This is a genomic window from Longimicrobium sp. (assembly GCA_036389135.1).
Lineage (GTDB): Bacteria > Gemmatimonadota > Gemmatimonadetes > Longimicrobiales > Longimicrobiaceae > Longimicrobium.
The window spans coordinates 84,858-107,033 of the sequence record DASVQP010000029.1 but is presented as its reverse complement, the minus strand read 5'-3'; the positions used below and the strand labels follow the sequence as shown (position 1 = coordinate 107,033).

The 22,176-nt window shown below is 70.9% G+C and carries 15 protein-coding genes; 9 read left to right on the top strand and 6 right to left on the bottom strand.

What is annotated here, in order from left to right:
- Positions 1 to 25: 25 nt before the first annotated feature.
- The 4 genes from VF584_06895 to VF584_06880 form a co-directional block, all read right to left on the bottom strand.
- Positions 26 to 1,597: an N-acetylmuramoyl-L-alanine amidase gene (locus VF584_06895; protein ID HEX8209899.1), complete on the bottom strand. Its 1,572-nt coding sequence runs from the start codon at positions 1,595 to 1,597 to the stop codon at positions 26 to 28.
- Between the two features lie 448 nt (positions 1,598 to 2,045).
- A complete protein-coding gene (locus VF584_06890) occupies positions 2,046 to 2,645 on the bottom strand; it encodes an outer membrane beta-barrel protein (GenBank protein HEX8209898.1) in 600 nt (199 codons plus the stop codon).
- Positions 2,646 to 2,695: 50 nt separating this feature from the next.
- A complete protein-coding gene (locus tag VF584_06885; protein HEX8209897.1) occupies positions 2,696 to 3,298 on the bottom strand; it encodes an outer membrane beta-barrel protein in 603 nt (200 codons plus the stop codon).
- 203 nt (positions 3,299 to 3,501) lie between these two features.
- The gene (locus VF584_06880) at positions 3,502 to 4,134 is read right to left on the bottom strand and encodes a hypothetical protein (GenBank protein HEX8209896.1); all 633 of its coding nucleotides are present in this window, start codon (positions 4,132 to 4,134) and stop codon (positions 3,502 to 3,504) included.
- Between the two features lie 205 nt (positions 4,135 to 4,339).
- Between VF584_06880 and VF584_06875 the strand changes: the two genes are divergently transcribed.
- Positions 4,340 to 6,166, top strand: a complete 1,827-nt coding sequence (locus tag VF584_06875) for a DegV family protein (GenBank protein HEX8209895.1) — start codon at positions 4,340 to 4,342, stop codon at positions 6,164 to 6,166.
- A gap of 370 nt (positions 6,167 to 6,536) precedes the next feature.
- On the opposite strand, the gene VF584_06870 is transcribed toward VF584_06875, so the two are convergent.
- On the bottom strand, positions 6,537 to 8,192 hold the full coding sequence (locus tag VF584_06870; GenBank protein HEX8209894.1) for a M56 family metallopeptidase: 1,656 nt from the start codon (positions 8,190 to 8,192) through the stop codon (positions 6,537 to 6,539).
- A 3-nt stretch (positions 8,193 to 8,195) separates the two neighbouring features.
- Entirely contained in the window at positions 8,196 to 8,588 is a 393-nt protein-coding gene (locus tag VF584_06865) for a BlaI/MecI/CopY family transcriptional regulator (GenBank protein HEX8209893.1), read from the bottom strand.
- Between the two features lie 671 nt (positions 8,589 to 9,259).
- Here VF584_06865 and VF584_06860 point away from each other — a divergent pair.
- The 8 genes from VF584_06860 (at position 9,260) to VF584_06825 (ending at position 21,824) form a co-directional block, all read left to right on the top strand.
- Positions 9,260 to 12,181: a PAS domain S-box protein gene (locus tag VF584_06860; protein ID HEX8209892.1), complete on the top strand. Its 2,922-nt coding sequence runs from the start codon at positions 9,260 to 9,262 to the stop codon at positions 12,179 to 12,181.
- A 318-nt stretch (positions 12,182 to 12,499) separates the two neighbouring features.
- Positions 12,500 to 13,510, top strand: a complete 1,011-nt coding sequence (locus VF584_06855) for a LacI family DNA-binding transcriptional regulator (GenBank protein ID HEX8209891.1) — start codon at positions 12,500 to 12,502, stop codon at positions 13,508 to 13,510.
- A gap of 246 nt (positions 13,511 to 13,756) precedes the next feature.
- Positions 13,757 to 14,773 (top strand): ketoacyl-ACP synthase III, encoded by a 1,017-nt coding sequence (locus tag VF584_06850; GenBank protein ID HEX8209890.1) that lies wholly within the window; start codon positions 13,757 to 13,759, stop codon positions 14,771 to 14,773.
- Positions 14,766 to 16,556, top strand: a complete 1,791-nt coding sequence (locus VF584_06845) for an AMP-binding protein (protein HEX8209889.1) — start codon at positions 14,766 to 14,768, stop codon at positions 16,554 to 16,556. The genes VF584_06850 and VF584_06845 overlap by 8 nt, the downstream gene beginning before the upstream one ends.
- A gap of 29 nt (positions 16,557 to 16,585) precedes the next feature.
- Entirely contained in the window at positions 16,586 to 17,047 is a 462-nt protein-coding gene (locus VF584_06840) for a hypothetical protein (protein HEX8209888.1), read from the top strand.
- On the top strand, positions 17,044 to 18,549 hold the full coding sequence (locus VF584_06835; protein ID HEX8209887.1) for a sodium/proline symporter: 1,506 nt from the start codon (positions 17,044 to 17,046) through the stop codon (positions 18,547 to 18,549). Before VF584_06840 ends, VF584_06835 begins: the two co-directional genes overlap by 4 nt.
- Positions 18,550 to 18,880: 331 nt before the next feature.
- The gene (locus VF584_06830) at positions 18,881 to 19,300 is read left to right on the top strand and encodes a MaoC family dehydratase (protein ID HEX8209886.1); all 420 of its coding nucleotides are present in this window, start codon (positions 18,881 to 18,883) and stop codon (positions 19,298 to 19,300) included.
- Between the two features lie 64 nt (positions 19,301 to 19,364).
- Positions 19,365 to 21,824 carry a TonB-dependent receptor gene (locus VF584_06825; GenBank protein HEX8209885.1) on the top strand — a complete coding sequence of 820 codons (2,460 nt, stop codon included), beginning with the start codon at positions 19,365 to 19,367 and terminating at the stop codon, positions 21,822 to 21,824.
- The last annotated feature ends 352 nt before the right edge of the window (positions 21,825 to 22,176 follow it).

The following is a 22,176-nucleotide window of genomic DNA, read 5'->3' as shown; positions in this document are numbered from 1 at the left end:
CCGTGAAGCGTTGCCGTTCAGCCGCTCAGCGAATGCGGACGGCGTCCGCGATCACCACGTAGCCGGCCGTCGTCCAGCGGCTGAGCTGGACCTTGTTCCACCCCGCCGAGAAGTTCCACGTCCCCAGCGCGACCCACTGCCCGCCGTTCGCCTGCTGGTTCGCCGACGCGCGCCCGACTTCGGCGCCGCTGGCGTTGTACGCGATGAACGGCGCCGTCGTGGAGCGGTTGGTCCCCGCCACCCACCAGCCGTCGATCGTCTTGGTGGCCGCCGCCGGCAGGTAGAACCAGAAGGTCGCCGGGTCCGAGATGGCGTCCGTGCTGGCGAAGTTGTAGCCCGTGCCGTAGTAGCCGGCCGTGCTGCCGGTGGACCAGGTGGCCGACACCTCGTACTTGGCGACCGACGCGTTGTTGTTGGTGTTGTTGCTGTCCACGATGATGGACGTCGTGGTGGTGCCGCAGTGCGAGTTGATGCGGTTCATGTAGTCCGTCCAGGGCCAGTTGGCGCCCGGATCGGTGCGGTTGTACGGCTGAAGCTGGCCGTGGCCCACGAAGTGGTAGCGGTCGCGCGGGATCCCCTGGCTCTTGGAGATGTCGCACGAGAGCTTGGCCGACGCGTCGATCTGCCCCACCGGCCACGAGGTGGACGAAGCGTAGCCGCCGTGCTCGATGCCGATGGTGAGATTGTTTGCCTGGATGCCGTTGTTCTGGCAGTCGTGGCCGCCGTTGTTGGCGCAGTCGTAGTTGGCGCCGATGTGCCACGCCTTGCTCGCCTCGCGCACCAGCTGCGAGATCTCGGACCCGCTCTCGTTCACCACGTAGTGCGCCGACACCTGCGACGAGCTGTTGGTCAGCCAGCTCCAGCACCCGCTGTAGCCGCTCTCGCAGGTGTGGATGATGACGTAGTGGATCCCCGTGCTGCGCGTGCTGTAGTTGCGCGACGCGCGCCAGATGGTGCCCGAGACGCAGTAGTCCGGGGCGCACGCCATGGCCGAGGCGCTGGCGGACGGCTTGGTGAAGGCGGGCACCACGTTGCGCGCCGCCACCGACACCATGAGGTTGCCCGCCGGCGAGCGCGCCTCGATGCCGCTGCGCAGCGCCGAGTACACGTCGCTGTGCACGTACATCGCCTGGCCTTCCTGGCTCTGGATGCCGCTGAACGCAGCCACGGCCGGGGCCCAGGCGGCCAGGTCGGCGCGGTTCACCTTGAGCTCGCCGGCCAGCGCGCTGAGGAGCGCCGCGCCCGAGCGGATGTTGGCGGTCGCGTCGCTCTGCGCCGCTTCGATGGAGACGCGGGCCAGCGATGCGCCGCGGGTGAGGCGGTCGCCGCGCAGCGCCATGATGCCGAAGGCGGGGGCCATCCCCTCGAACTCCACCTCGCCGCGCACCATCTGGAAGCGGGTCTCCACATAGCCGATCGACTTCAGCAGCTCGGCGGGGACGTCGAACTCCTGGCCGGCGGAGGCGAAGATGGCGTTGAGCTGCCTCTCGGTCGGTGCCGAGGCGGGCTCGTCCACCCGGGGCGAGGTGGGCTCGCTGCCGCAGGCGGTGAGCAGTAATGCGGCGCCTGCAGCGAGCGCCAGTGAACGAAGACGCATGGGCGATCCTCCTCCTGCCAGATGGTGAGGGCCGGCACGAAAGGAGGGGTTCGTCCGCGCGGGCAACCTTCCCGCGCCACCATCCCACCCCGAGTGCCCGGGGGTGCGTCGATGCACCTCCCGCCCCGCAAGAGGGCACTTGTGAGACCACATCTCACCTGCCCGAATCCGCCTCCCCGGCGGCGAATCGCCGCCCTTTGCTGCCAACGAGTTAGGTCCCGAATAGAGCTAGGAACATCTGTGCACCCCCACCACCTCCCACCGCTCCAGAGTGGTGCACCACGCGCAAAAGGGTGCAACTTCGTACTCCGAACAAAAGAAACGGGGACGCTCCTCAGAGCGCCCCCGAACAGCCTCACACAGAGAACACGGAGGGAAACTACAAGCCGCGGAGGACCCCTTCTCCTTTCTTGCGGTACCCCTCCGTGTCTCTGTGTGAAGCGCCGTTCTACAGCCGCAGACGCAGCCCCACGTCCACCCGGATGTGGCTCACCGTGAAGTCGTCTTCATTCTCGCCATCGTACTTCGGCGCGTAGCTCGAGTACGTCACCTGCGGCGTGAACGACAGCTTCGGCCCCAGCCCGATGCCGACCCCGGCGCCGATCTCGAAGCCCAGCGAACGGTCGCTGTCGACGAAATCCTCGTCGTCCCCGTCAAAGGTGAAGCTGAGCTGGTTGTAGACCAGCCCGGCCTTCACGTACGGGTCGATGGGGATGAGCGGCGTGGGCACCGCGATGCGCACGCCGGCGTTGAAGCCCTGGTCCGTCAGCTCGAGCTCCTCCAGCCCTTCCACGCCGAACCGGTTGTGCGTGTAGCCGGCGTAGATCCCCAGCATCGGCATGAAGTGGAAGGTCACGTTGGCGCCGAAGGTGACCCCCGACTCCACCGACCCCACGTCGTCCTCGGTATCCTTGAGGTCGCCGGTGGGGAAGGCGAGGCCGCCGCGCACCTCGAAGGCGAACGGCGTCACGTTGGGAATCTGTGCCTGCACCGGAGCCGCGAACGCGGCCGCGGCTACCAGCGAAAGGAGCCCGAGCGTCTTCTTCATGGAGCCTCAGTCAAAGAAGTGTGGTAGTGCCCGCCCGCCGCGGAGGCGGCTCAGAAGCGGATGTTCAGTCCCACGTCGACGCGGAAGCTGGTGACGTTGTCCTCGTCCTCCTCCTCCTCCCCCTGGTAGTTCGGCTTGAAGGAGGTGTAGCTCACCGCGGGCGTAAAAGAGAGCCGCGGCCCCAGCGGAACCATCACCCCGCCACCCACCTCGAAGCCCAGCCCGAAGTCGGTGTCGTCGTCGTCGCCCAGGTCCAGCCCCTCGACGTCCAGCTCCAGCTTGTGGTACACCAGGCCGCCCTTTACGAAGGGGGTCACCGGCAGGGTGGGGCTGGCGAACATGGCCTTGACGCCGGCATCGAGCCCGTACGTGTTGATGCTGCCGTCCACGCCGAGCTCTTCGGCCTCATCCCCCAGCCCGAACGAGTTGTAGGTGAAGCCGGCGTACAGGCCGAGCATCGGGGTGAACATGTAGGTGCCGTTGGCGCCCACCGTGATCCCGCTCTCCGCCACGTCTTCCAGGTCACCGGTGGGGAATGCGAGCCCGCCGCGCACTTCCACGGAAAACGGGGAGACCGGGAGGGCCTGCGCCTGCGCGCTTCCGGCAAGGGTCACGGCGGCAAGCGCCAGCAGCCCCGTCGCAATCTTCTTCATCGTCCGTCCTTTTGGAAAGAGTATCGTTTTCCCGCGCCGCGCGGGAAGATGTGGTGCCGCCGGGAGCGCACGCCCGGTGCCGTGGCGCAAAGCCCCGTGCCGCAACGACATGGTGCCGGGGCCGCCCCTACGTTGTCCCCTGGCGTGGACGCCCGCCGTCGCCGGCGCGACACGGGCGCCAAACGAGGGAGCCGCCGCTGCGCCTAGAAGCGCACCCCGCCGCGGAGGCCGAACTGCATGTCCGATCCGGTGATGCTGAGGTCGCCGCCCGTGTAGTTGAGCTCGCCGCCCACGAAGAACTGCCCAAAGGTGAGCAGCGCCCCGCCCCGCACCCCGAACTCCGTCTCCGACTCTTCCAGGTCGTCCAGGCCCACGCGGGTGAACACGATCTGCGGGATCACGTAGGGCGAGATGGTGGGGCCCGAGGGCGAGGTGGCGACGGTGGCGCCCAGCCCGAGCCCGACCGGCACGCGCAGAAAGGTGAGCCCGTCGAAGTCGCCGTACTCCACGCGCACCTGCGGGCAGGCGGAGGCGCCCGGCCCCAGCATCGCGCCGATCTGCGGCGTCTCGAACGCGAGCCCGGCGAAGAACAGGTCCTCGCTCTCGGCGTCGTCGCCCTCGCCGGAGAGCACGTTCAGCCCGCCGAACACGGCGAGCGGGCCGCGCGCGTTGTACGATGCCTCCACGCCGAACGAGTCCAGGTCGTCCGGAAAGTCGATGCGGCCGCCCAGCGAGATCCCCCCGTCCACCGTGGGATAGCTCGCGCACACCTGGGCCTGCGCGCTCCCCGCCAGCGTGGCGGCGAGCGCCGCGATCGCCAGAGTCGTCTTCTTCATCCCCTCATCCCCCTTCGTTCGTGGATTGCCTTGCGCCGCCAAAGCTCGTGGCGCGTCGGAGGGGGGCGGCGAGAATCGTACCCGCGCGGCGGCAAGGGCGCCCTTGCGCAAGGTGGCGGCGCGCCTCAGTCTACACCTTCCGCTTCCACACGCGCAGCGAGCCCGCCCGGCGTTCCGCGGCTCTCCAGCCGGATATCTCCCCACGATGAGCGTAAGCCACCTCGACGGCGCCGGACTGCGCGGCGCACTGATCCAGGCGAACGAGTACGTCCAGCGCCACCGGGCGGACCTGAACCGCATCAACGTCTTTCCCGTGCCGGACGGCGACACGGGCACCAACCTGGCGCTCACCGTCGCCGCCGTGGCGGACCGGCTGCGCGCCAGCCGCGAGGGGTCGGTGGGCCTCGTGGCGCGCCAGGCCGCCGAGGCCGGCATACTGGGCGCGCGCGGCAACTGCGGGATGATCCTGTCGCACTTCCTGCTGGGGTTCAGCGAGTCCGTGGGCAACCGGGCATCGCTCTCGGTGACGGAGTTCGGCGAGTCGCTGCGCAGCGCCACCGAGCACGTCTACCGCGCGCTGGAGAAGCCGGTGGAGGGCACCATCATCACCATCATGAGCGCCATCGCGGACGAGTCTCGCCGCTGGGGCCACACCGATTTCGTGGTGCTCTTCGAGCGGCTGCTGGTGCGCGCCCGCGAGGCGCTCGCCAGCACCCCGGACCTGCTTCCCGTGCTCAAGAAGGCGGGGGTGGTGGACGCGGGCGCCAAGGGCTTCGTGCACCTGCTGGAGGGGATCTCGTCGTTCCTGGCCGGCGACCCGCTCGCCCCCCTGGAAGAGATCCCGGAGTACGACGCGGAGCCCACCTTTGCCGCGGGCGCCGCGGAGTACCCCACCGAGAGCGAGCGCTTCCGCTTCTGCACCGAGGCGCTGGTGCGCGGCCCCTCCATCCCCACGCAGGAAGAGGTAAAGGCGGTGCTGCGCGACCGCGGCGACTCGCTGGTCGTCATCCGCTCCGAGAACCTCCTCAAGATCCACGTCCACACGGACGAGCCTGAGGAGGTCTTCGCCTACCTGCGCACGCTGGGCGAGCTGGCCACGCACAAGGCGGAGGACATGCAGGCGCAGCACGCGGTGGCCGAGCGCGCCGCCGCGGGCGGCCACATGACGCTCGCCCGTCGCCCCATCTCCATCGTGGCCGACACCGCGTGCGACCTGCCTGACGAGGTGGTGAGGGCACACGGCATCCACCTGGTGCCGCTGAACCTGATCTTCGACACCAAGGCGTACCGCGACCGCTTCGACATCTCGCCCGAGGAGTTCGCCGTCCGCCTCAAGGACGGGGCGCACCCCAGCACCTCGCAGCCGGCGCCCGCCGCCTTCATGGAGGGCTTCCGCCGCGCCGGCGAAGAGGGCGAGGAGGTCGTCGCCATCCTCCTCTCCTCCGCCCTCTCCGGCACCTACGCCTCCGCCCAGGCCGCCGTAAAGCAGCGCGCCGACGGCGACACCCCGGTGCACCTGGTGGACTCGCTGGGCGGCTCGCTCCTGCAGGGCCTCCTCGCGCTCAAGGCGAGCGAGCTGGGGGAGCAGGGGTGGAGCGCGGAGCGCATCGTGGCCGAGCTGGCGCGCATCCGCTCCCGGAGCGGCTTCTTCATCGTCCTGGACACTTTCGAGCGCGCGCTGGCCTCGGGCCGGGTGGGCCGCGGGCGCGCCTGGCTCGGCAGCCTGCTTGACATCAAGCCCGTGCTGGACATCGACGCCACGGGGAAGCTGGTGCCGATCGAGCGTGTGCGCGGCCGCAACGCCATGCTTCCCAAGATGATGGAGGTCCTGGAGAGAAAGGTGCCGGTGGGCACCGGGCAGGTGCGCTTCGGCGTGATGCACGTCGCCTGTCCCGAGATCCTGGGCGAAGTGGTCCCCGAGATCCGCAAGCGCTACGGCAACGTGGAGGTCCTGACCGCTCCCGGCACCCCTATCCTCGCTACCCACGCCGGCGAAGGCGCCTGGGGGATCGCGTACCTGGTGGAGGAGTAGGCCCCCTCCCCCGCTCGTGAACTCGCGGCCCCTCCCCCAATAACTACCTGGGGGAGGGGCGTACGCATGAATCCTCGCGGGGTGCGCAATTGCTGTAGGGGCGCGATTTATCGCGCCCGTGCCCCGCGCCCGGTTGGCGCACTCAATAGGGTAGGGCGGATCTGCGTTTCCGCCTGCCCCTCGCCCCCTCCTCGACCACCGCCCCGCACCGCAACCGGTAGGGGCGGCCCCACGTGGCCGCCCGTGCCCTCCCCGGCGCCGCCACCCGTCTGATCCGCCGGCCCCTGCGCCCCAAAACGCAATCGGGCGGCTCCCCACCCGGAGAGCCGCCCGCCCTGCTGCATCTGCTGAACCCCCCGGCCCTACCGGCTCAAAACTCCGGCCCCTCAAAAGTAGTCTCCACGCCGGTGGTGCTGCCGGCTTGGCCGCCCAAAATCACGACGCCGCGCTGGTCTGCGCCGCCGATTGCGCCCAGGGCCCAGAGGGCGGTGTCGCGGACGCGCGGGTCCTCGTCGGCGAGGGAGACGCGCAGGGCTTCGGCGGCGCGGTCGGCGGCGGCGTCGCCCAGGCGCGATGCGCGGCGAGGCGCCTCTGCCAGGGTGGCCACCGGCTCCGCGTCGGGCGCGGGATGGCCGCCGGCCAGCTCGCCCAGCATGCGCGCCGCCAGCGAGCGCACCTCCGAGTCGCGGTCGCGGAGGGAGCGCACCAGCGGCGTCACCACCGCGTCGTCCTGAAGCTTGCCCAGGGCGCGGATGGCGGTGCGGCGGACGTCCGCCTCCGGATCGGTGGTGGCGCGGATCAGCGCGGCCAGCGCCCGGGCCGGTGCGTTGCGGTGCGCCGGCTGCCGCGCCGGCACCGCCTCGGCGGCAGGCTCAGACGCCGGTGCCGGCGCGATGGCGAGCGGCGCCGGCGCGCGCTTGGGTGCCGGAGCCGGGCTCACCCGCACCTCCATGTGCATCCCGTCCAGCTCCACGTGCTTCACTGGACCGGCCAGCGCAGGCGCCGAGGTCAACGTGAAGGCCGGGGCGCGCTCCCGCTCGGACGGCCCGACCACCGCGAGCGGCAGGAGCGCCGCCAGCACCGCGGCCGAGACCGCCATCCCCGCGCCGTGCGGCACGGCGCGCCGGTCGCGGCCGGCATCGAGCACGGCCAGGACGCGCGCCTGCAGTTGGCCTCCGCGCGCCATCGCCATCGCGGGCGCGGCGGGGCGGGGGACGCGAAAAGTGCGCGCCACCTCTACCAGGTGCCCGGCGTAGTCCGAAGCGCGGGCGCCGGCGGCCAGCACCCGGTCGTCGCACGCTTCCTCGCGCTCCACGCGCATGCGGCGGGCGGCCCACCACGCGCCGGGGTGGAACCAGTACGCGGCGCAGCACAGCGTCGCCAGCATCTGAGTGAGGCAGTCGCGGCGCGCCACGTGCGCCAGCTCGTGCAGCAGCACCACGCGCCGCCGTTCCGGCGCCCACTCGTCCGCCGCGGCGGGAAGGAGGATGGTGGGGCGGAAGACCCCCCAGGTGACCGGCATCGCGGCGCCCTCACCGCGCACCAGCCGCACGCTCCCGCGCACTCCCACCGACTCGCCCAGCATCCGCACCGTGTCCGTCCAGCGCAGGTCGTCCATGGGCACGGCGCCGCGCGCCATCCGCCGCACCGCGCGCCACCCGAACGCCATCCGCGCCAGCACCGCCGCCGCGCCCATCGCCCAAACCAGCGCCAGCAGGGCGCCCGCCGTGAGGAGCTCCGCCGGCGTGGCCGGACCCGCGACCTCGCCCATCTCCCGCACGGCGGGGTGGGTGACGATGCGCAGGAAGGGGAGCTTCCACGCGGGGAGCGCCAGCGCCAGGAGCGGGAGCACCAGGAGCGCGCCGAGCGCCAGCGTCCACGCCAGGTGGCGGCGAGCGGCGGAGCCGTGGCGCAGCGCCCGCGCGGCGAGGGCGGCGGCGCACAGCACCAGGGTAGACTTCACCAGGAGGAGGGCGAGGGCCCAGGCCCAGGTGTCGGTGAGGCCGGAGGGAAGGGGGGCGGACATGGGTTATTGCTCCTGTCCCCGGGCCTGCTCGATCAGCCGCGAAAGGCGGTCGAGCTCCGGCTCGGAAAGGGTTCCGTCGTCCAGGTCCAGCAGCGCGGCTACGGCGGCACCGGTGGAGCCCTGGAAGAAGGTCCTCACCAGGTGCGTGAGCGCCGAGCGCTGCGCCGTATCCGCGGGCACCGTGGGGAGGTACACGTAACGAGGGCCGTCCTGCTCGTGCGTCAGGTGGCCCTTCTCCTCCAGGATGCGCATCAGCGCGCGCACGGCCGAGTAGCTGGGCGGATCGGGGATGCGCTCCAGCACGTCGCCCACCGCGGCGCGGCCCAGGCGGTACACCACGTCCATGATCTGCCGCTCGCGGCGGCTCAGGTTCGCTAGCGGGGGAGACTTCGCCATGATCTGCATAGGAGGGGAAAGCGGTATGTGGGCTCTGCTAAAGAAATAGCACGTGTTCATGGTACCCGTGCGCGGGGTGGGGTGTCAAGGATCATCTTCCCGCTCTTCTTTGTCCAGTGTGCAACAAGGATCCTAATCTCACACAGAGCCACAGAGGAAAACGAGAGAACAGCAAAAGAGTTTCTTGGTTTCTTGCCGGTTCCTCTGTGCCTCTGTGTGAGGCTTTTCATGTTCTTTTCCAGGGGGTAGACAGATACCGTGGAAGGCGTTATCATAGGCGCGGTTACGGACCGCGCGCGTCGCGGTCGATCCGGGCCTGGAGAAGGCCCGGCGGGTTCGCGCCCGATGTCCAACGTGAACAAAGGAGGTGATCTTTTGTCCGAGAATTACGCTGCTTTCGATCTGGCACGGGCAAACGACCGCCGCGTGGGCGCTTAACCCCACGGCGAGCAGTACCCCGCCAAGGCGGGTGCCGCACGCGGCATCGGCCGGGTCGAGGCAGACCCAACGCGCCGCCGGACCTTCGGGTTCGGCGGCGCGTCCTTTCCTGGGCGTTCCGCACCGGGGCCCGCGCGTTGCAGCGCAGGCTGGGAAGGTCATTTTAAGCGTGGCGCGGGACCGCTCCATCCCGCGCGCGCGACGCACACCACCAGCGCACACCCGGAGCTTCCTTGCATCCATTGCTCGAGCGCATCGTTGGGCAGCTCTTCGGCGGCGCGGCGCGCCACCCGGAGAGCGAGGCGCTGCTGCGCGCACTGGACGCCGGGCTTTCCGCGCACGACGCCGACGCGCAAGCACTGCGCGCCGGCGACGAGCACTTCCGGGTGCTGGCCGAGACCATCCCGGCGGCGATCTTCATCTATCAGGGCGAGCGATTCCGCTACGTCAACGCCGCCGCCAGCGAGCTGACCGGCTACACGCGCGAGGAGCTCCTCTCGGTCCAGTTCTGGGACGTGGTGCACCCCGAGCACCGCGAGCTGGTGCGCGCTCGCGGGATGGCGCGCCAGCGCGGCGAATCCCTTCCGCAGCGCTACGCAGTGAAGCTGCTGCGCAAGGACGGCACGGAGCGCTGGGTGGTCCTGACGGCGGGGCGCATCGAGTTCCAGGGGGAGCAGGCGGGGCTGGGTACCGCTTTCGACATCACCGATCGCAAGCACGCCGAGGAGGCGCTCGCGCGGCAGGGGCTCGCCTTCGAGAACCTGTACGACGCCGTCCTCATCGCCGATCCCGAGGGGCGCATCACCGACTGGAACCGCGCCGCGGAGCGGATCTACGGGTGGGCCCGCGACGAGGTGCTGGGGTCCACGGTGGAGCTGTGGCTCCCCCCCGGCGAGGCGGCGGAGCTGAACCGGCGCATCCTGTACGCGCTGGACGCCGAGGGCCGCTGGTCCGGCAAGATCCGCTTCGTGCGCAAGGACGGGGGGCTGGGGCTCTCGGAGACGGTGTTCGTTCCGCTGCGGGATGCAGGGGGGCAGCGGGTGGGGGCGCTGGGGGTGAGCCGCGACGTCACCCAGAGCGAGCACGCCGCCGAAGCGCTGCGCGCCAGCGAAGAGCGCTACCGGCTGATGGTGGCCGGCAGCGAGCAGGTCTTCTTCTACCAGCACGACCTGAACGGGGTCTACGAGTCGGTCTCCCCCTCGGTGCACGAGGTGCTGGGGTACCGCATGGAGGAGCTGGTGGGGCGGCGCTACGGGTCGCTGCAGCCGGCAGGGTGGGACACCGCCGAGGTGGACGCGCAGACGGCCGTCACCCTTGGCTCCGCCGGGGCGCCGCACTCGTACCGCGTCATCGTCCGCCACCGCGACGGCCATCCCGTCACCCTGGAGCTGGTGGAGACGGCGGTGCGGCGCGGGGACGAGGTGGTGGGGGTGCAGGGCTTCGCGCGCGACATCACCGCGCGCACGCGTGCCGAGGAGGCGCTGCGCGAGAGCGAGGAGCGCTACCGCACCCTCTTTGAGGAGAGCCGCGACGCGGTGTACATCACGACGCTGGATGGGCGCTTCGTGGCGGTGAACCAGGCGCTGGTGGACCAATTCGGCTACTCGCGCCAGGAGCTGCTCTCCGGCCACGTGTCGCACCTGTACGCAGATCCGCAGGACCGCACCCGCTTCCGGGACGAGATCTTTCGCGCGGGGTACGTGCGCGAGTTCGAGGTGAGGTTCACCCGGCGTGACGGGGAGACGCTCCACTGCCTGGTGAGTGCCACCCTGCGCCGCGCCCCCGACGGAACCGTGCTCGGCTACCAGGGGATCATCCACGACATCACCGAGCGCAAACGGGCCGAGGAGCGCCTGGCGTACGGCGCCCTGCACGACGCCCTCACCGGGCTCCCCAACCGCGCCCTCTTCATGGACCGGCTGGAGCGGGCGGCCAGCGGGCGGCGCGAGGGAGCGGCGCTGGCGGTCTTCTTCATGGACCTGGACCGCTTCAAGGTCATCAACGACTCTCTGGGCCACGGCGTGGGCGACCGCATGCTGGTGGAGATCGCCCGCCGCCTGGCCGCCGCCATCCCCCCGGACGCCACGGTCGCGCGCTTCGGCGGCGACGAGTTCACCCTCCTGCTGCCTTCCACCAGCACGCGCCAGGCGACGCACATGGCCGAGCGCCTGCTGGAAGCGCTGGCCGTGCCCTTTGCTCTGGCGCCGGGCCACGACGTCTTCGCGTCGGCCAGCATGGGGATTGCCCTGGCCAGCGGCACGGCCGAACGGCCAGAGGAGCTGCTGCGCAACGCGGACGCGGCGCTCAGCCGGGCCAAGGCGCGCGGCAAGAACCGCTACGAGGTGTTCGACCGCGCCATGCACGCCGAGGCCGTCGAGCGGCTGCGGCTGGAGAGCGACCTGCGGCGCGCCCTGGAGCGCGGCGAGCTGCGCCTCCTCTTCCAGCCCATCATGTCGCTGGAGGACGGGCGGGTGGCGGGCTTCGAGGGGCTGCTGCGCTGGGAGCACCCGGAACGCGGCACCATCGCCCCCAACCTCTTCATCCCCCTGGCCGAGGAGACGGGGCTGATCTCGGCGGTGGGGCGATGGGTGCTGGAGGAGGGGTGCAGCCAGCTCGCCGAGTGGACGCGCCGCTACCCGGAGCGGCGGCTGATCGTGTCGCTCAACCTTTCCGCCCGCCAGTTCGGCGACGCGGACCTGGCGGACCACGTGGCGCGCGGCCTGGTGGCGTGCGGGGTGGATCCCTCGCGCCTCTGGCTGGAGATCACGGAGACGGTGATCCTGGAGAACGCCGAGCCCGCGCGCTCCACCCTGCGGACGCTGAAGGAGCTGGGGGTGCAGCTCTGCATGGACGACTTCGGCACCGGCTACTCGTCACTCGGCTACCTGCACCGCATGGAGCTGGACGAGCTGAAGATCGACCGCTCCTTCGTGAGCCGGATGGACCACGACCGGCGCAGCACGCAGCTGGTGCACGCCATCATCGCGCTGGCGCACAACCTGGGGGTGCGCGTGGTGGCCGAGGGGGTGGAGACGCCCGCCCAGCTCGCCTCCCTGCGCGCCCAGCGCTGCGACTACGCGCAGGGCTTCCTCTTCGCCCGCCCCCTCACCCCCGCCGCCGCCGCGGAGCTGCTGGACCGCGACGAGCGGTGGTAGGGGCAGGCCCCCACCCCCGCTCGTCACCTCGCGGCCCCTCCCCCAAAAACTACCTGGGGGAGGGGCGTACGCACCTATCTGCCCGTCGCGTCGGGTGCGGCTCCAATGCCGCGGCTCGCGAGCCGGCTTCAGCCGCCTTCCCGTAGTTCCAGCCGGGGGCTTTAGCCCCCGGCGACTGCCCCGGCGACTGCCCCCGGGCTTCCGGCCCGGCATCCGGCCCCCGGCCTCCGACGCCCCACCCGCCTATCCAACAAAACCCTTGACATCCACCCTGCTGATACGTATTAGCTAATACGTATCAGCAAAAGGACGAAGCGAGTGCCCTCACCCAACCGCTCCATCACAACCCACGACGTTGCGCGCCACGCGGGCGTATCCCAGGCCACGGTGTCGCTGGTGCTGGGGGGGAATCCGCGGGCGCGGGTGGCGGCGGCGACGCGGGAGCGGGTCCTTCGCTCGGCCGAGGCGCTGGGGTACCGGCCCAACATCCTGGCGCGCGGGCTGGTTCGCGGAAGGTCGTACGCGCTGGGTGTGCTGGTGCCCGACCTCTCCAACCCGTTCTACCTGGACGTGGTGACCGGCGTGCAGCGGGTGGCGGCCGAGGCCGGATACGTCGTCCTTCCCGGCGACACGCGGGAGGTGCCGGCGGCGCGGCACCTGGAGGCGCTGCGGGCGCGGCAGGTGGACGGGCTGATCCTGGACGGAGTCGGCGCCGCATCGCTCCCGGCCGATGCGCTCTCGGGCACCGAGGTGGTGCTGGTGGACGAGCCGCCCGAGCGGTGGCCAGGGGTCGCGAGCGGCGCGCTGGAGGCGGGGCGCCTGGCGGCGGAGCACCTCCTGGGGCTGGGGCACCGCCGGCTCGCCTTCATCGGCCCGGCTTCGGACGTACACGGCTTCCGCATGCGGGAGCGGGGGTTCTTCCGAGCGCTGCGCGATGCGGGGGTGGAGCCGCGGTCGGAGTGGGTGCGGCGCACTCCGCCTACCATCGCCGGGGGACAGCGGGCGATGCGCTCGCTGCTCGCCTCCCACGACCGCCCGACCGGGATCTTTTGCGCAAACGACCTGCTGGCGGCGGGCGCGCTGAAGACGGCGCTCACCGCCGGGCTCGCGGTTCCGGGCGAGCTGTCGCTGGTGGGGTGCGACGACGTGGAGCTGGCCCGCGTCCTCACCCCGGAGCTGACGACCGTCGCCATTCCGGCCCGCGAGCTGGGTGCCCGCGCCGCACGCCTCCTCCTTCGCCGCCTGGACGACCCGACGTACGCGCCGCGTTCCGACCGGCCGCTGCCGGTGAAGCTGGTGGTGCGGGGAACGACGGGCGTGGCGGGGTGAGGGGGGAAACGGAAGGGCCGGAACTGAGGTGTAGCGGGCGGCGGTGCAGGGACGGGCACGGGCAGCCACGCGGGGCGGCCCCTACGAGATGATGTGCGGGGAGCAGGGGACAGGCCGGTGCGACAACAGGTTATACGCCCCCTCTCTCGATAACAGAGGGCGCAGCCCTCTCCTGTTATCGGGAGAGGGGGCAGCGAGGAACGAGCGGGGGTGAGGGCCCCCCGCGCACCACCCAAACACCACACCATGCGCCACGCCACGATCGTCTCCACCGGGTCCGCGGTTCCCGAGCGCATCCTCACCAACGCCGACCTTTCGGTGATGGTGGGGGAGGACGTGGACGCGTTCGTGTCCGGGACGCTGGGGATACGGGAGCGGAGATGGTGCGGGCCGGACGAGTCGACGGCCGATCTTGCGGAGGCGGCGGCCCGCGCGGCGCTGGCGGATGCGCGGCTCGCCCCCGAGGACATCGACCTCCTCATCGTCTCCACCGACACGCCGGAGTACGTCTCGCCCGCCACGTCGTCCGTGCTGCACGGGAGGCTCGGGTTGCCGGGAGCGGCGGGGACGTTCGACATCAACTCCGCGTGCGCCGGGTTCGCCACCGCCCTCGATGCCGCGTGGAAGTACATCCGCGCGGACGAGCGGTACGAGCGCGTGCTGGTGGTAGCGGCCTACGCCATGTCCAAGTTCCTCGATACGGCTGACAAGAAAACGGCCACCATCTTCGCGGACGGCGCGGGGGCGGTGGTGGTGGCGCGCTCGGACGAGCCCGGCATCCTCGCCTCCGAGCTCTTTGCGGACGGGTCTCTGTCGGCGGGAATGGGCGTGTTCGCGGGCGGCGCGGCGGAGCCGATCACGGCCGAGGTGCTGCGCAGCGGATACCGCAACCGGCTCCGCTTCGTCACCAAGTATCCCAGAGAGGTCAACGAGGAGGGGTGGCCGCGCATCGTCCGCTCGGTGCTGGGGAGGACCGGGCACGGGGTGGAGGACGTGGACCTGTGGCTCTGGACGCAGGTCAACCGCTCCACCATCGAGGCGGTGATGGAGACGCTCGCCCAGCCGATGGAGCGCGCGCACACCGTGATGGAGAAGTGGGGATACACCGGCAACGCCTGCCTGGCGATGGCGCTCGACGATGCCGCCCGCGCCGGCCGCCTGCAGCCCGGTGACCTGGTGGTGATGACCGGCTCCGGCGCGGGGCTCTCAATGGGGTGCGTCGCGCTACGCTGGAACCCCCACACTGGCGCCGCCGATGAGTGAGACAGCGGTCTCCCGCTTCCTGGGTCGCACGGCGCTCCACCCGGACCGGCCGGCGCTGCGCACGCTTGCGTCCGGCGGTGCCCCGCACGACCGCGTCCTCACCTGGGGCGAGTGGGGCGATGCGGCGCGGCACTTCGCGGCGGCGCTGGTGGATGCCGGCGTCAGCCCGGGCGAGTCCGTGGCGGTGCTGGCGGGGAACGTCGAGGCGTGGCCCGTCGCGGACCTGGGGACGATGCTCGCGGGCGGCGTGTCGGTGGGCGTGTACCCGACCAGCGCGCCGGGTCAGGTGCGCCAGGTGCTCGCCGATTGCGGCGCGGCAGTGGTCATAGTGGACACTGCCGCGCAGCTCGCCAAGGTCGCCGCGGTGCGCGCGGAGCTCCCGGCGCTGCGCACGGTGATCGCCGTCGGAGGCGCGGGGGACGTCTCGTGGAGCGCGTGGATGGCGCGCGGGTCGGATGCGCTCGCTCGCGGCGCGGGTGCGGAGGTGGATGTCCGCAGCGCAGCCGCGCGGCCGGACGACGTCGCGCTCCTCATCTACACCTCCGGATCCACCGGCGAGCCCAAGGGCGCCGCCATCCCGCACCGCTATCTCACCGCCTCCGCTGACTCCATCCAGGACACGCTTGGGCTGTGCGCGGACGACACCTCTCTCTCCTTTCTCCCCTTCTGCCACGCCGCCGAGCGCGTCTTTGGACTGCACACGCGGATCGCCTGCGGGATGGAAGCGGCACTGGTTGGCGACGCCAACCATATGTGGGATGCGGCGCGCGAGTACGGTCCCACGGTGTTCGGCGGGCTGCCCAGGTTCTACGAGAAGGCGTACGAGGCGATGCGCTCGGAAGAGGGGCGCGCGACGGGTGGGGAGGCGGAGCGCTGGCGGCGTGCGCTGGAGCTGGGGCGCGCCCGCGCCGCCCTTCGCCGTGAGGGTGAGCCGGTGCCGGCCTGGCTGCAGGCGGAGTGGAGCCAGGTGGCGGCGCCGTACGCGGCCCAACTGCGCGGCCTCTTCGGCGGGCGGGTGCGGCTCGCGACCTCCGGCGGCGCGACGCTGCCGGGCGAGGTGGCGGAGTACCTGGACGCGCTGGGGCTCAGCATCCTGGGCGGCTACGGTCTCACCGAGCACCTGTGCGTCGCCTTCCACCGGCCGGAGGGCTACGGCTTCCAGACCGCCGGCCCGCCGATGTCCGGCACCGAGCTGCGCACCGCCGACGACGGCGAGATCCTGGTGCGCCGCGGCGCGATGACGTTCGCCGGCTACCACGGGCGGCCAGAGGAGACGCGCGCCACCTTCAGCGACGACGGCGCCTGGCTGCATACCGGCGACCTGGGCGAGGTCACCGCGCGCGGCGAGCTGCGCGTGACGGGGCGCAAGAAGGAGCTGATCGCCCTCTCCAACGGAAAGAAGGTGGCGCCGCTCCCCATCGAGGCGCGGCTGGCGCAGGAGCCGTGGATCGGGCAGGCGGTGCTATTCGGCGAGGGCGAGCGCTTCGTGTCCGCCCTCATCGCGCTGCGCCCTTCCGCGGTGGAGACCTGGGCCCGCGCGCGCGCCCTCCCGGCCGGCAACGCGGAAGTGCTCGCGCACCCCGAGCTGCTGGACGAGGTGCAGGCCGCGGTGGACCGCGTGAACGCGGGGCTCTCGCGCCCCGAGCAGGTCCGCCGCTTCGCGCTCCTGGAGCGTCCGCTCACCGCCGAGGCGGAAGAGCTGACCCCCACCCTCAAGCTGCGGCGCGCCGCCATCGCCGAGAAGTACGGCGAACGGCTGCGCGCCCTCTACCAGACCGCGTAATGGCCAAACGGAGCTCTATCGGAGCACTGGTGCTCTCCACACTCGCCATCGCGGCGGCGTACGGATCGGCCTTCCTTCCCGGCGATCCGCCGGCCTGGGGCGCGTGGCTGATGGCGCTGGGGATCGCGACGATGATGGTGGCGTGCATGGCGCTCGGCGCCAGCCGCACGAAGGGAGTGGGCAGTCTCAAGATCCCCTTTGCGCTCACCTTCCTGATCCTGGCCGGCGGCTTCTGCGCCGTGATGCTCCTTCCCGAAGAGGGTCCGGGTGCGCCGCTCTACTTCGGCCTGCCGCTGCGCGCCGCGGTGGTGCTGCTGGGCGTGGGGCTCCTTCCGCTGCTCGTGCTGCCGCTGGCGTACGCGCTGACCTTCGACGAGATGACGCTGAGCGACGAGGACCTGGAGCGGGTTCGCGCCGCCGCCCGCCAGCTCCGCGCCGCCCCGGCCTCCGTGCCCACCCTTCCCGCCGCCGCCGAGGTGGAGACCGTATGATGATCGTGCTGCAGACCGCCGGCCTGCCGAAGCTGGCGCAGCCCACCATCGTGGCCGTGGCGGTCGTGTACTTCGTCATCGTGGCGGCGATCGGGGTGTGGGCCACGCGCCGCACCCGCACCGCGAGCGACTTCTTCGTGGCGGGGGAGGGTATCGGCCTCATCGCGCTCACCCTCGCCGCGATGTCGGCGACGCTCTCGGGGTTCGCCTTCATCGGCGGGCCGGGGCTGGTGTACGCCACCGGGCTGGGCGCCATGTTCCTGATGCTCCCCGCCACCGTCACCGCGTCGATGACTTCGTGGGCGCTCGCCAAGCGGATGCGCCTGCTGGCCGAGGTGCGCGGCGTCATCACCGTGCCGGACGCGGTGGGCGCGCGCTACCGCTCGCCGGCGGCGCAGGGGCTCTCCGCGGTGGCGCTGCTGATCGCGGTCGTCGGCTACATGGCCACCAACCTCCTGGCGCTGGGGCTCGTCATCGATTCCATCTTCGGCACCGGGCTGGCTGCGGGGGTGTGGATCGGGATGGCGATCGTGCTGGCGTACTCGGTGGCGGGCGGCATCCTGGCCGGCGTCTACACGGACGTCTTCCAGGGGACGCTGATGGCGGTGGCGTCGGTTCTCGTCTTCCTCTTCACGCTCAAGGTGGGCGGGGGGATGTCTGGGATCTCGACCACCATCCTCGCCGCGGATCCGGCGTTCCTGGGGCCCTTCGGCAAGATGGGTCCGCTCGCCGCCCTCTCGCTCTTCTTCGTCTTTGGCGTGGGCTCGATGGGGCAGCCCCACGTGATCCACAAGTTCTACATGCTGCGCGACCCGCGCCGCCTCAAGTGGTATCCGCTGCTCGTGACGCTCGCGCTCGTGCTGAGCATGCTCCTCTACTTCGGCGTTGGCGTGGCGGTGAAGGCGCTGGTGGCGAGCGGGCAGCTCGCCCCCCTCACGCGTCCAGACGATGCGACGCCCTTCTTCCTGCTGCGCTACGTGCCGGTGTGGCTGGCGGCGCTGGTCTTCTCGGGCGTGGCGGCGGCCATCATGAGCACGGTCAACTCGTTCATGAGCGTGGGCGCCGCGGCCATCACGCACGACCTGCCGGTGTCGCTGGGCCGCAAGGTGAAGAACGAGCTCCTCTGGGGCCGTCTCTCCACCGTGGCGATCTCGCTGGCGGCGGCGGCGCTGGCGCTGCTGCCGGGTGCGGTGGTGGCGTTCCTGGGGATCTTTGGATGGGGCCTCTTCGCCTCCACCTTCGTCCCCGCGCTCGCCATCGGCCTCAACTGGGAGGGCGCCACCCGCGAGGGCGCGATCGCCTCCATCCTCACGGGGCTGGGGATCACGCTGACCTTTGAGACGCTCTCGTACTTCAAGGCGTACTCCTTCCCCACGGGCGTCTCCGTCTCGGGCCTCTCGCTGGTCCTCTCGATCCTGGTCTTCTTCGGCGTCTCGTGGCTCACCCGGGCGCGCGCGGTGGAGCAGATCGACGCCGACGTGCGGCTGGTGATGGCGGTGTGACGGCCGTGGCGAGTGAACTCGCTGCAACAACAGCACAAAGTCCGCCTTCGCGGACTGGGGCACGTGGATTTGTGCGGTGCGGCGGGAATGGGGATGGGCAGAAGGGTGGGCAGCCACGCAGGTCTGCCCCTGCGGGATGCGGCAGCGGGGCGGGGTTCGTGGTGGGGGATGGGGCGGGCGCGACGAATCGCGCCCCTACGATGATGATGGCGCTGGACGAAGTGCACCCTTTCCCCCGCTTGCGGGGGAGAGGGCCGGGGAGAGGGGGAATCCGCGTGCCTCGAAAACAGTCACAGCAAGCGCACTCACGCACTCACGCACTTTTCTTCCCGTGAAATTCGACCAGATCGCCGTCGCCATGACGGCGGAGTTCAGCAAGACGGTGACGGAGGCGGACGTCGTCATGTTCGCGGGGGTGACGGGAGACTTCAACCCGGCGCACCTCGACGCGGTGGCGGCGGAGAAGGGGCCGTTCGGAGGCCGGATCGCGCACGGGATGCTGTCGGCAGCGTTCATCTCCACCGTGCTCGCCATGCGCCTCCCGGGCCCGGGGACGATCTACCTGTCGCAGAGCCTCCGGTTCCTGCGCCCGGTGCGGATCGGCGACACGGTGACGGCGAGGGTGGAGGTGCTGGAGACGATGGCGGCAAAGCGGCGCGTGAGGCTCGCCACCTGGGTGCAGAACCAGGCGGGCGAAAAGGTGGTGGACGGAGAAGCTGTGGTGATGGTGCCGGAGCAGGACGGGCAGTGATGGACCAACCGCGCGGAAGCGGCCGCGGCCGCGCACACGTTCCCACAACAGGCGAGATCTTCTCATGAACGGCAGCACCCGGCGCCACCCCTGGCGCGCACTCCTGGCGGCGGCCTGCATGGCCGCCATGCCGGCCCTCGCCGCCGCCCAGAGCGGCACCGTGCGGGGGACCGTCGCCGGCCCCGACGGCGACGCCATCCGCGCCGCGCAGGTCACGGTGGTCGGCACCCGCTACGGGTCCACCACCAACGCCCTGGGGCAGTTCACCCTCACCGGCGTCCCTGCGGGGCCGCGCCAGCTGCGCGTGTCGCGCGCCGGCTTCCTGGCGAAGACCCACGACGTCACCGTCGCCGCGGGCGAGGAGGCGCTGGTCGCCGTCCGGCTGGAGAGCTCGCCCGTTGAGCTGGACGGGCTCGTCGTCTCCGCGTCGCGCCGCGCCGAGCGCCGGTCGGAGGCGCCGGTGACCGTGACGCGCGTGGGGCCCGAGGTGCTGGACAACCTGGCCGGGGGCTCGTTCGTGGGCGCGCTCAAGCAGGCCAACGGGCTGGACTTCGTGCAGGTGGGGGTGACCAGCGTGGGGATCAACGCGCGCGGCTTCAACTCCTCCTTCAACAACCGCATGCTGATGCTGGAGGACGGCCGCATCGCCGTGCTTCCCGAGAACGGGCTGCCGGTGGGCGCTTTCACCCCCATCCCCAAGATCGACCTGGCGGGGATCGAGGTGGTGGTGGGCCCCGGCTCCGCCCTGTACGGCGCCGACGCCTCCAACGGCGTGCTGACGCTGCAGTCCAAGGACCCGCGCGAGTACCCGGGCACGCAGGTGGAGGTGGCGGGCGGGAGCCGCCAGTACACCGACGTGCAGATGCGCCACGCCGCCGTGCGCGGCAGCTTCGGCTACAAGCTGGCGGGCGAGTACAACCAGTTCAACGACTGGTCCAACCGCATCCGCGCCACGGCCGCCGCCACCTCGCCCATGGAGACCTCGGTGGGCGACAGCACGGGGCTCAACTGGGACAGCGACGTGGCGCGCGCGTACGGCGCCGCCGTCTACTACCGCGGCGACGCGCAGTTCGAGCTGAACGGCGGGTGGAGCCGCACCAACGGCGTGGGGCAGACCAACGTCGGCCGCAACCAGCTGGTGGACTGGACGTACCAGACGCAGCAGTTCAAGGCCACCTTTCCGCGCTTCTACTTCACCGCGTACCACACCGAGTCGGACGCGGGGAAGAGCTACGCTGCCAACCGCTACACCACCTTCCGCGCCGCTCCGGCGCTCGCCTCGCAGACGGACGAGCAGATCCGCCAGATGTCGGACTGGCCGAGCAACGGGCAGATCTTCGCGGCGGAGTTCCAGAACAACTTCCGCGTCCGCCCGCTCCTCAACACCAGCGTGGTGTGGGGCGCGCAGGTGAGGCACGACGTGGTGAGCAGCGAGCGCCAGTGGCTCACCGACCGCCTGACCGGCGACGACCTGACCATCGACCAGCGCGGCGTGTACGCGCAGACGGAGACGCCGCTCCTTCCGCAGCTCAAGCTGCTGCTGGCGGGGCGCTACGACGACCACGAGAACTACGACGCGCAGTTCTCGCCCAAGGCCGGCCTCGTCTTCACCCCGGTGGAGGGGCACTCGGTGCGCGCCTTCTACAACCGCGCCTTCAAGAGCCCGTCCACGCTGCAGACCAACTTCTACATCCCCAACTTCGCGCCCACCTTCGGCGTGTTCGGCAACCCCTCCGGCTTCACCGTGCGCAACGCCGCGGGTGACTCCATCCATGGCTACCGCCCGATGGAGCCGGAGGAGAACCGCACTTGGGAGGTGGGCTACAAAGCGTTGATCAACGGGCGGCTGTTCGTGGACGTGGCCGCCTATTACAGCCGTTACAAGAACTTCATGAGCCCGCTGACGCTGATCGCCAACCCATTCGCTGCGGGCGGTGCGGCCACCACCGCGTTCGGCGCTGACGGGAAGCCGCTGGTGGACGAGCAGGGGAACCCGCAGCGCGTGCTCACCTACTTCAACCTTGGTGAGGCGACGATCCGGGGCACCGACGTCTCGGCGAACTACGTGCTGAGCCGAAACGTGGACTTTACCGGCACTGTGTCGCTGGTGGAGCTGGACGGCATCTCGGGGATCGACACCAAGGTCCCGGGCGAGGTTGAGGCGACCGCGCTCAACTCCCCGGGCACCAAGTGGACGCTGGGTACCCGCCTGCGGGATCTGGGCAACTGGCAGGGTGGCCTGACGGCGCGTTACGTGAACGGCTACCAGTTCAACTCGGGGATCAACAAGGGCCGCATCCCAACCTTCTCCACGCTGGACCTAAACGTCGGATATCGGGTGCCACGCTTCCGCTCGGCGATCAACCTGGGAGTCAACAACCTGTTCGGCTGCGCCAGCGACAATCCGGGGACGGCGGACACGGACGAGAGCGGGTGCGGCTTCGACCAGCGCCACATCGAGATGATCAACATGCCGGAGATCGGCACGATGGTCTTCCTCGGCCTGCGCTTTGACACGAAGTAGCTTGCTGAACGGGGCGCCGGCACTCGCCGACGCCCCTCGGGTCGTAACAGCAGGTGAGGTGTTCCGCAGGTCCCGTGCACGCGGCACCCCGACACGGCGCCTGTTGTGAGACACCCGCCGCACCGGTAACACGTGCGTCCGCTTTCCGCGGCGCGTGTCCTGTGGGGTTCCAACGGCCCCACAACAACTCCAAACGCAGGAGCTATCATGCCCCGCCTTACACGGAGTTGGACCCTCATCACCGGCCTTCTGCTCTCGTTGCAGGGGTGCTCGGACCAGCTGCCGACCCATCGCGCTGCAGCGCCGCTTTCGGCTACGGCCGCCCGCGGTGCAGATTCCGCCAGAGTGGACC

Excerpts from the sequence above, each read along its gene's own strand:
- VF584_06845 (HEX8209889.1), top strand. The coding sequence starts at position 14,766 with ATGAGTGAGACAGCGGTCTCCCGCTTCCTGGGTCGCACGGCGCTCCAC.
- VF584_06895 (HEX8209899.1), bottom strand. The coding sequence starts at position 1,597 with ATGCGTCTTCGTTCACTGGCGCTCGCTGCAGGCGCCGCATTACTGCTC.
- VF584_06870 (HEX8209894.1), bottom strand. The coding sequence starts at position 8,192 with ATGTCCGCCCCCCTTCCCTCCGGCCTCACCGACACCTGGGCCTGGGCC.
- VF584_06875 (HEX8209895.1), top strand. The coding sequence starts at position 4,340 with ATGAGCGTAAGCCACCTCGACGGCGCCGGACTGCGCGGCGCACTGATC.
- VF584_06835 (HEX8209887.1), top strand. The coding sequence starts at position 17,044 with ATGATGATCGTGCTGCAGACCGCCGGCCTGCCGAAGCTGGCGCAGCCC.
- VF584_06890 (HEX8209898.1), bottom strand. The coding sequence starts at position 2,645 with ATGAAGAAGACGCTCGGGCTCCTTTCGCTGGTAGCCGCGGCCGCGTTC.
- VF584_06825 (HEX8209885.1), top strand. The coding sequence starts at position 19,365 with ATGAACGGCAGCACCCGGCGCCACCCCTGGCGCGCACTCCTGGCGGCG.
- VF584_06865 (HEX8209893.1), bottom strand. The coding sequence starts at position 8,588 with ATGGCGAAGTCTCCCCCGCTAGCGAACCTGAGCCGCCGCGAGCGGCAG.
- VF584_06880 (HEX8209896.1), bottom strand. The coding sequence starts at position 4,134 with ATGAAGAAGACGACTCTGGCGATCGCGGCGCTCGCCGCCACGCTGGCG.
- VF584_06850 (HEX8209890.1), top strand. The coding sequence starts at position 13,757 with ATGCGCCACGCCACGATCGTCTCCACCGGGTCCGCGGTTCCCGAGCGC.
- VF584_06885 (HEX8209897.1), bottom strand. The coding sequence starts at position 3,298 with ATGAAGAAGATTGCGACGGGGCTGCTGGCGCTTGCCGCCGTGACCCTT.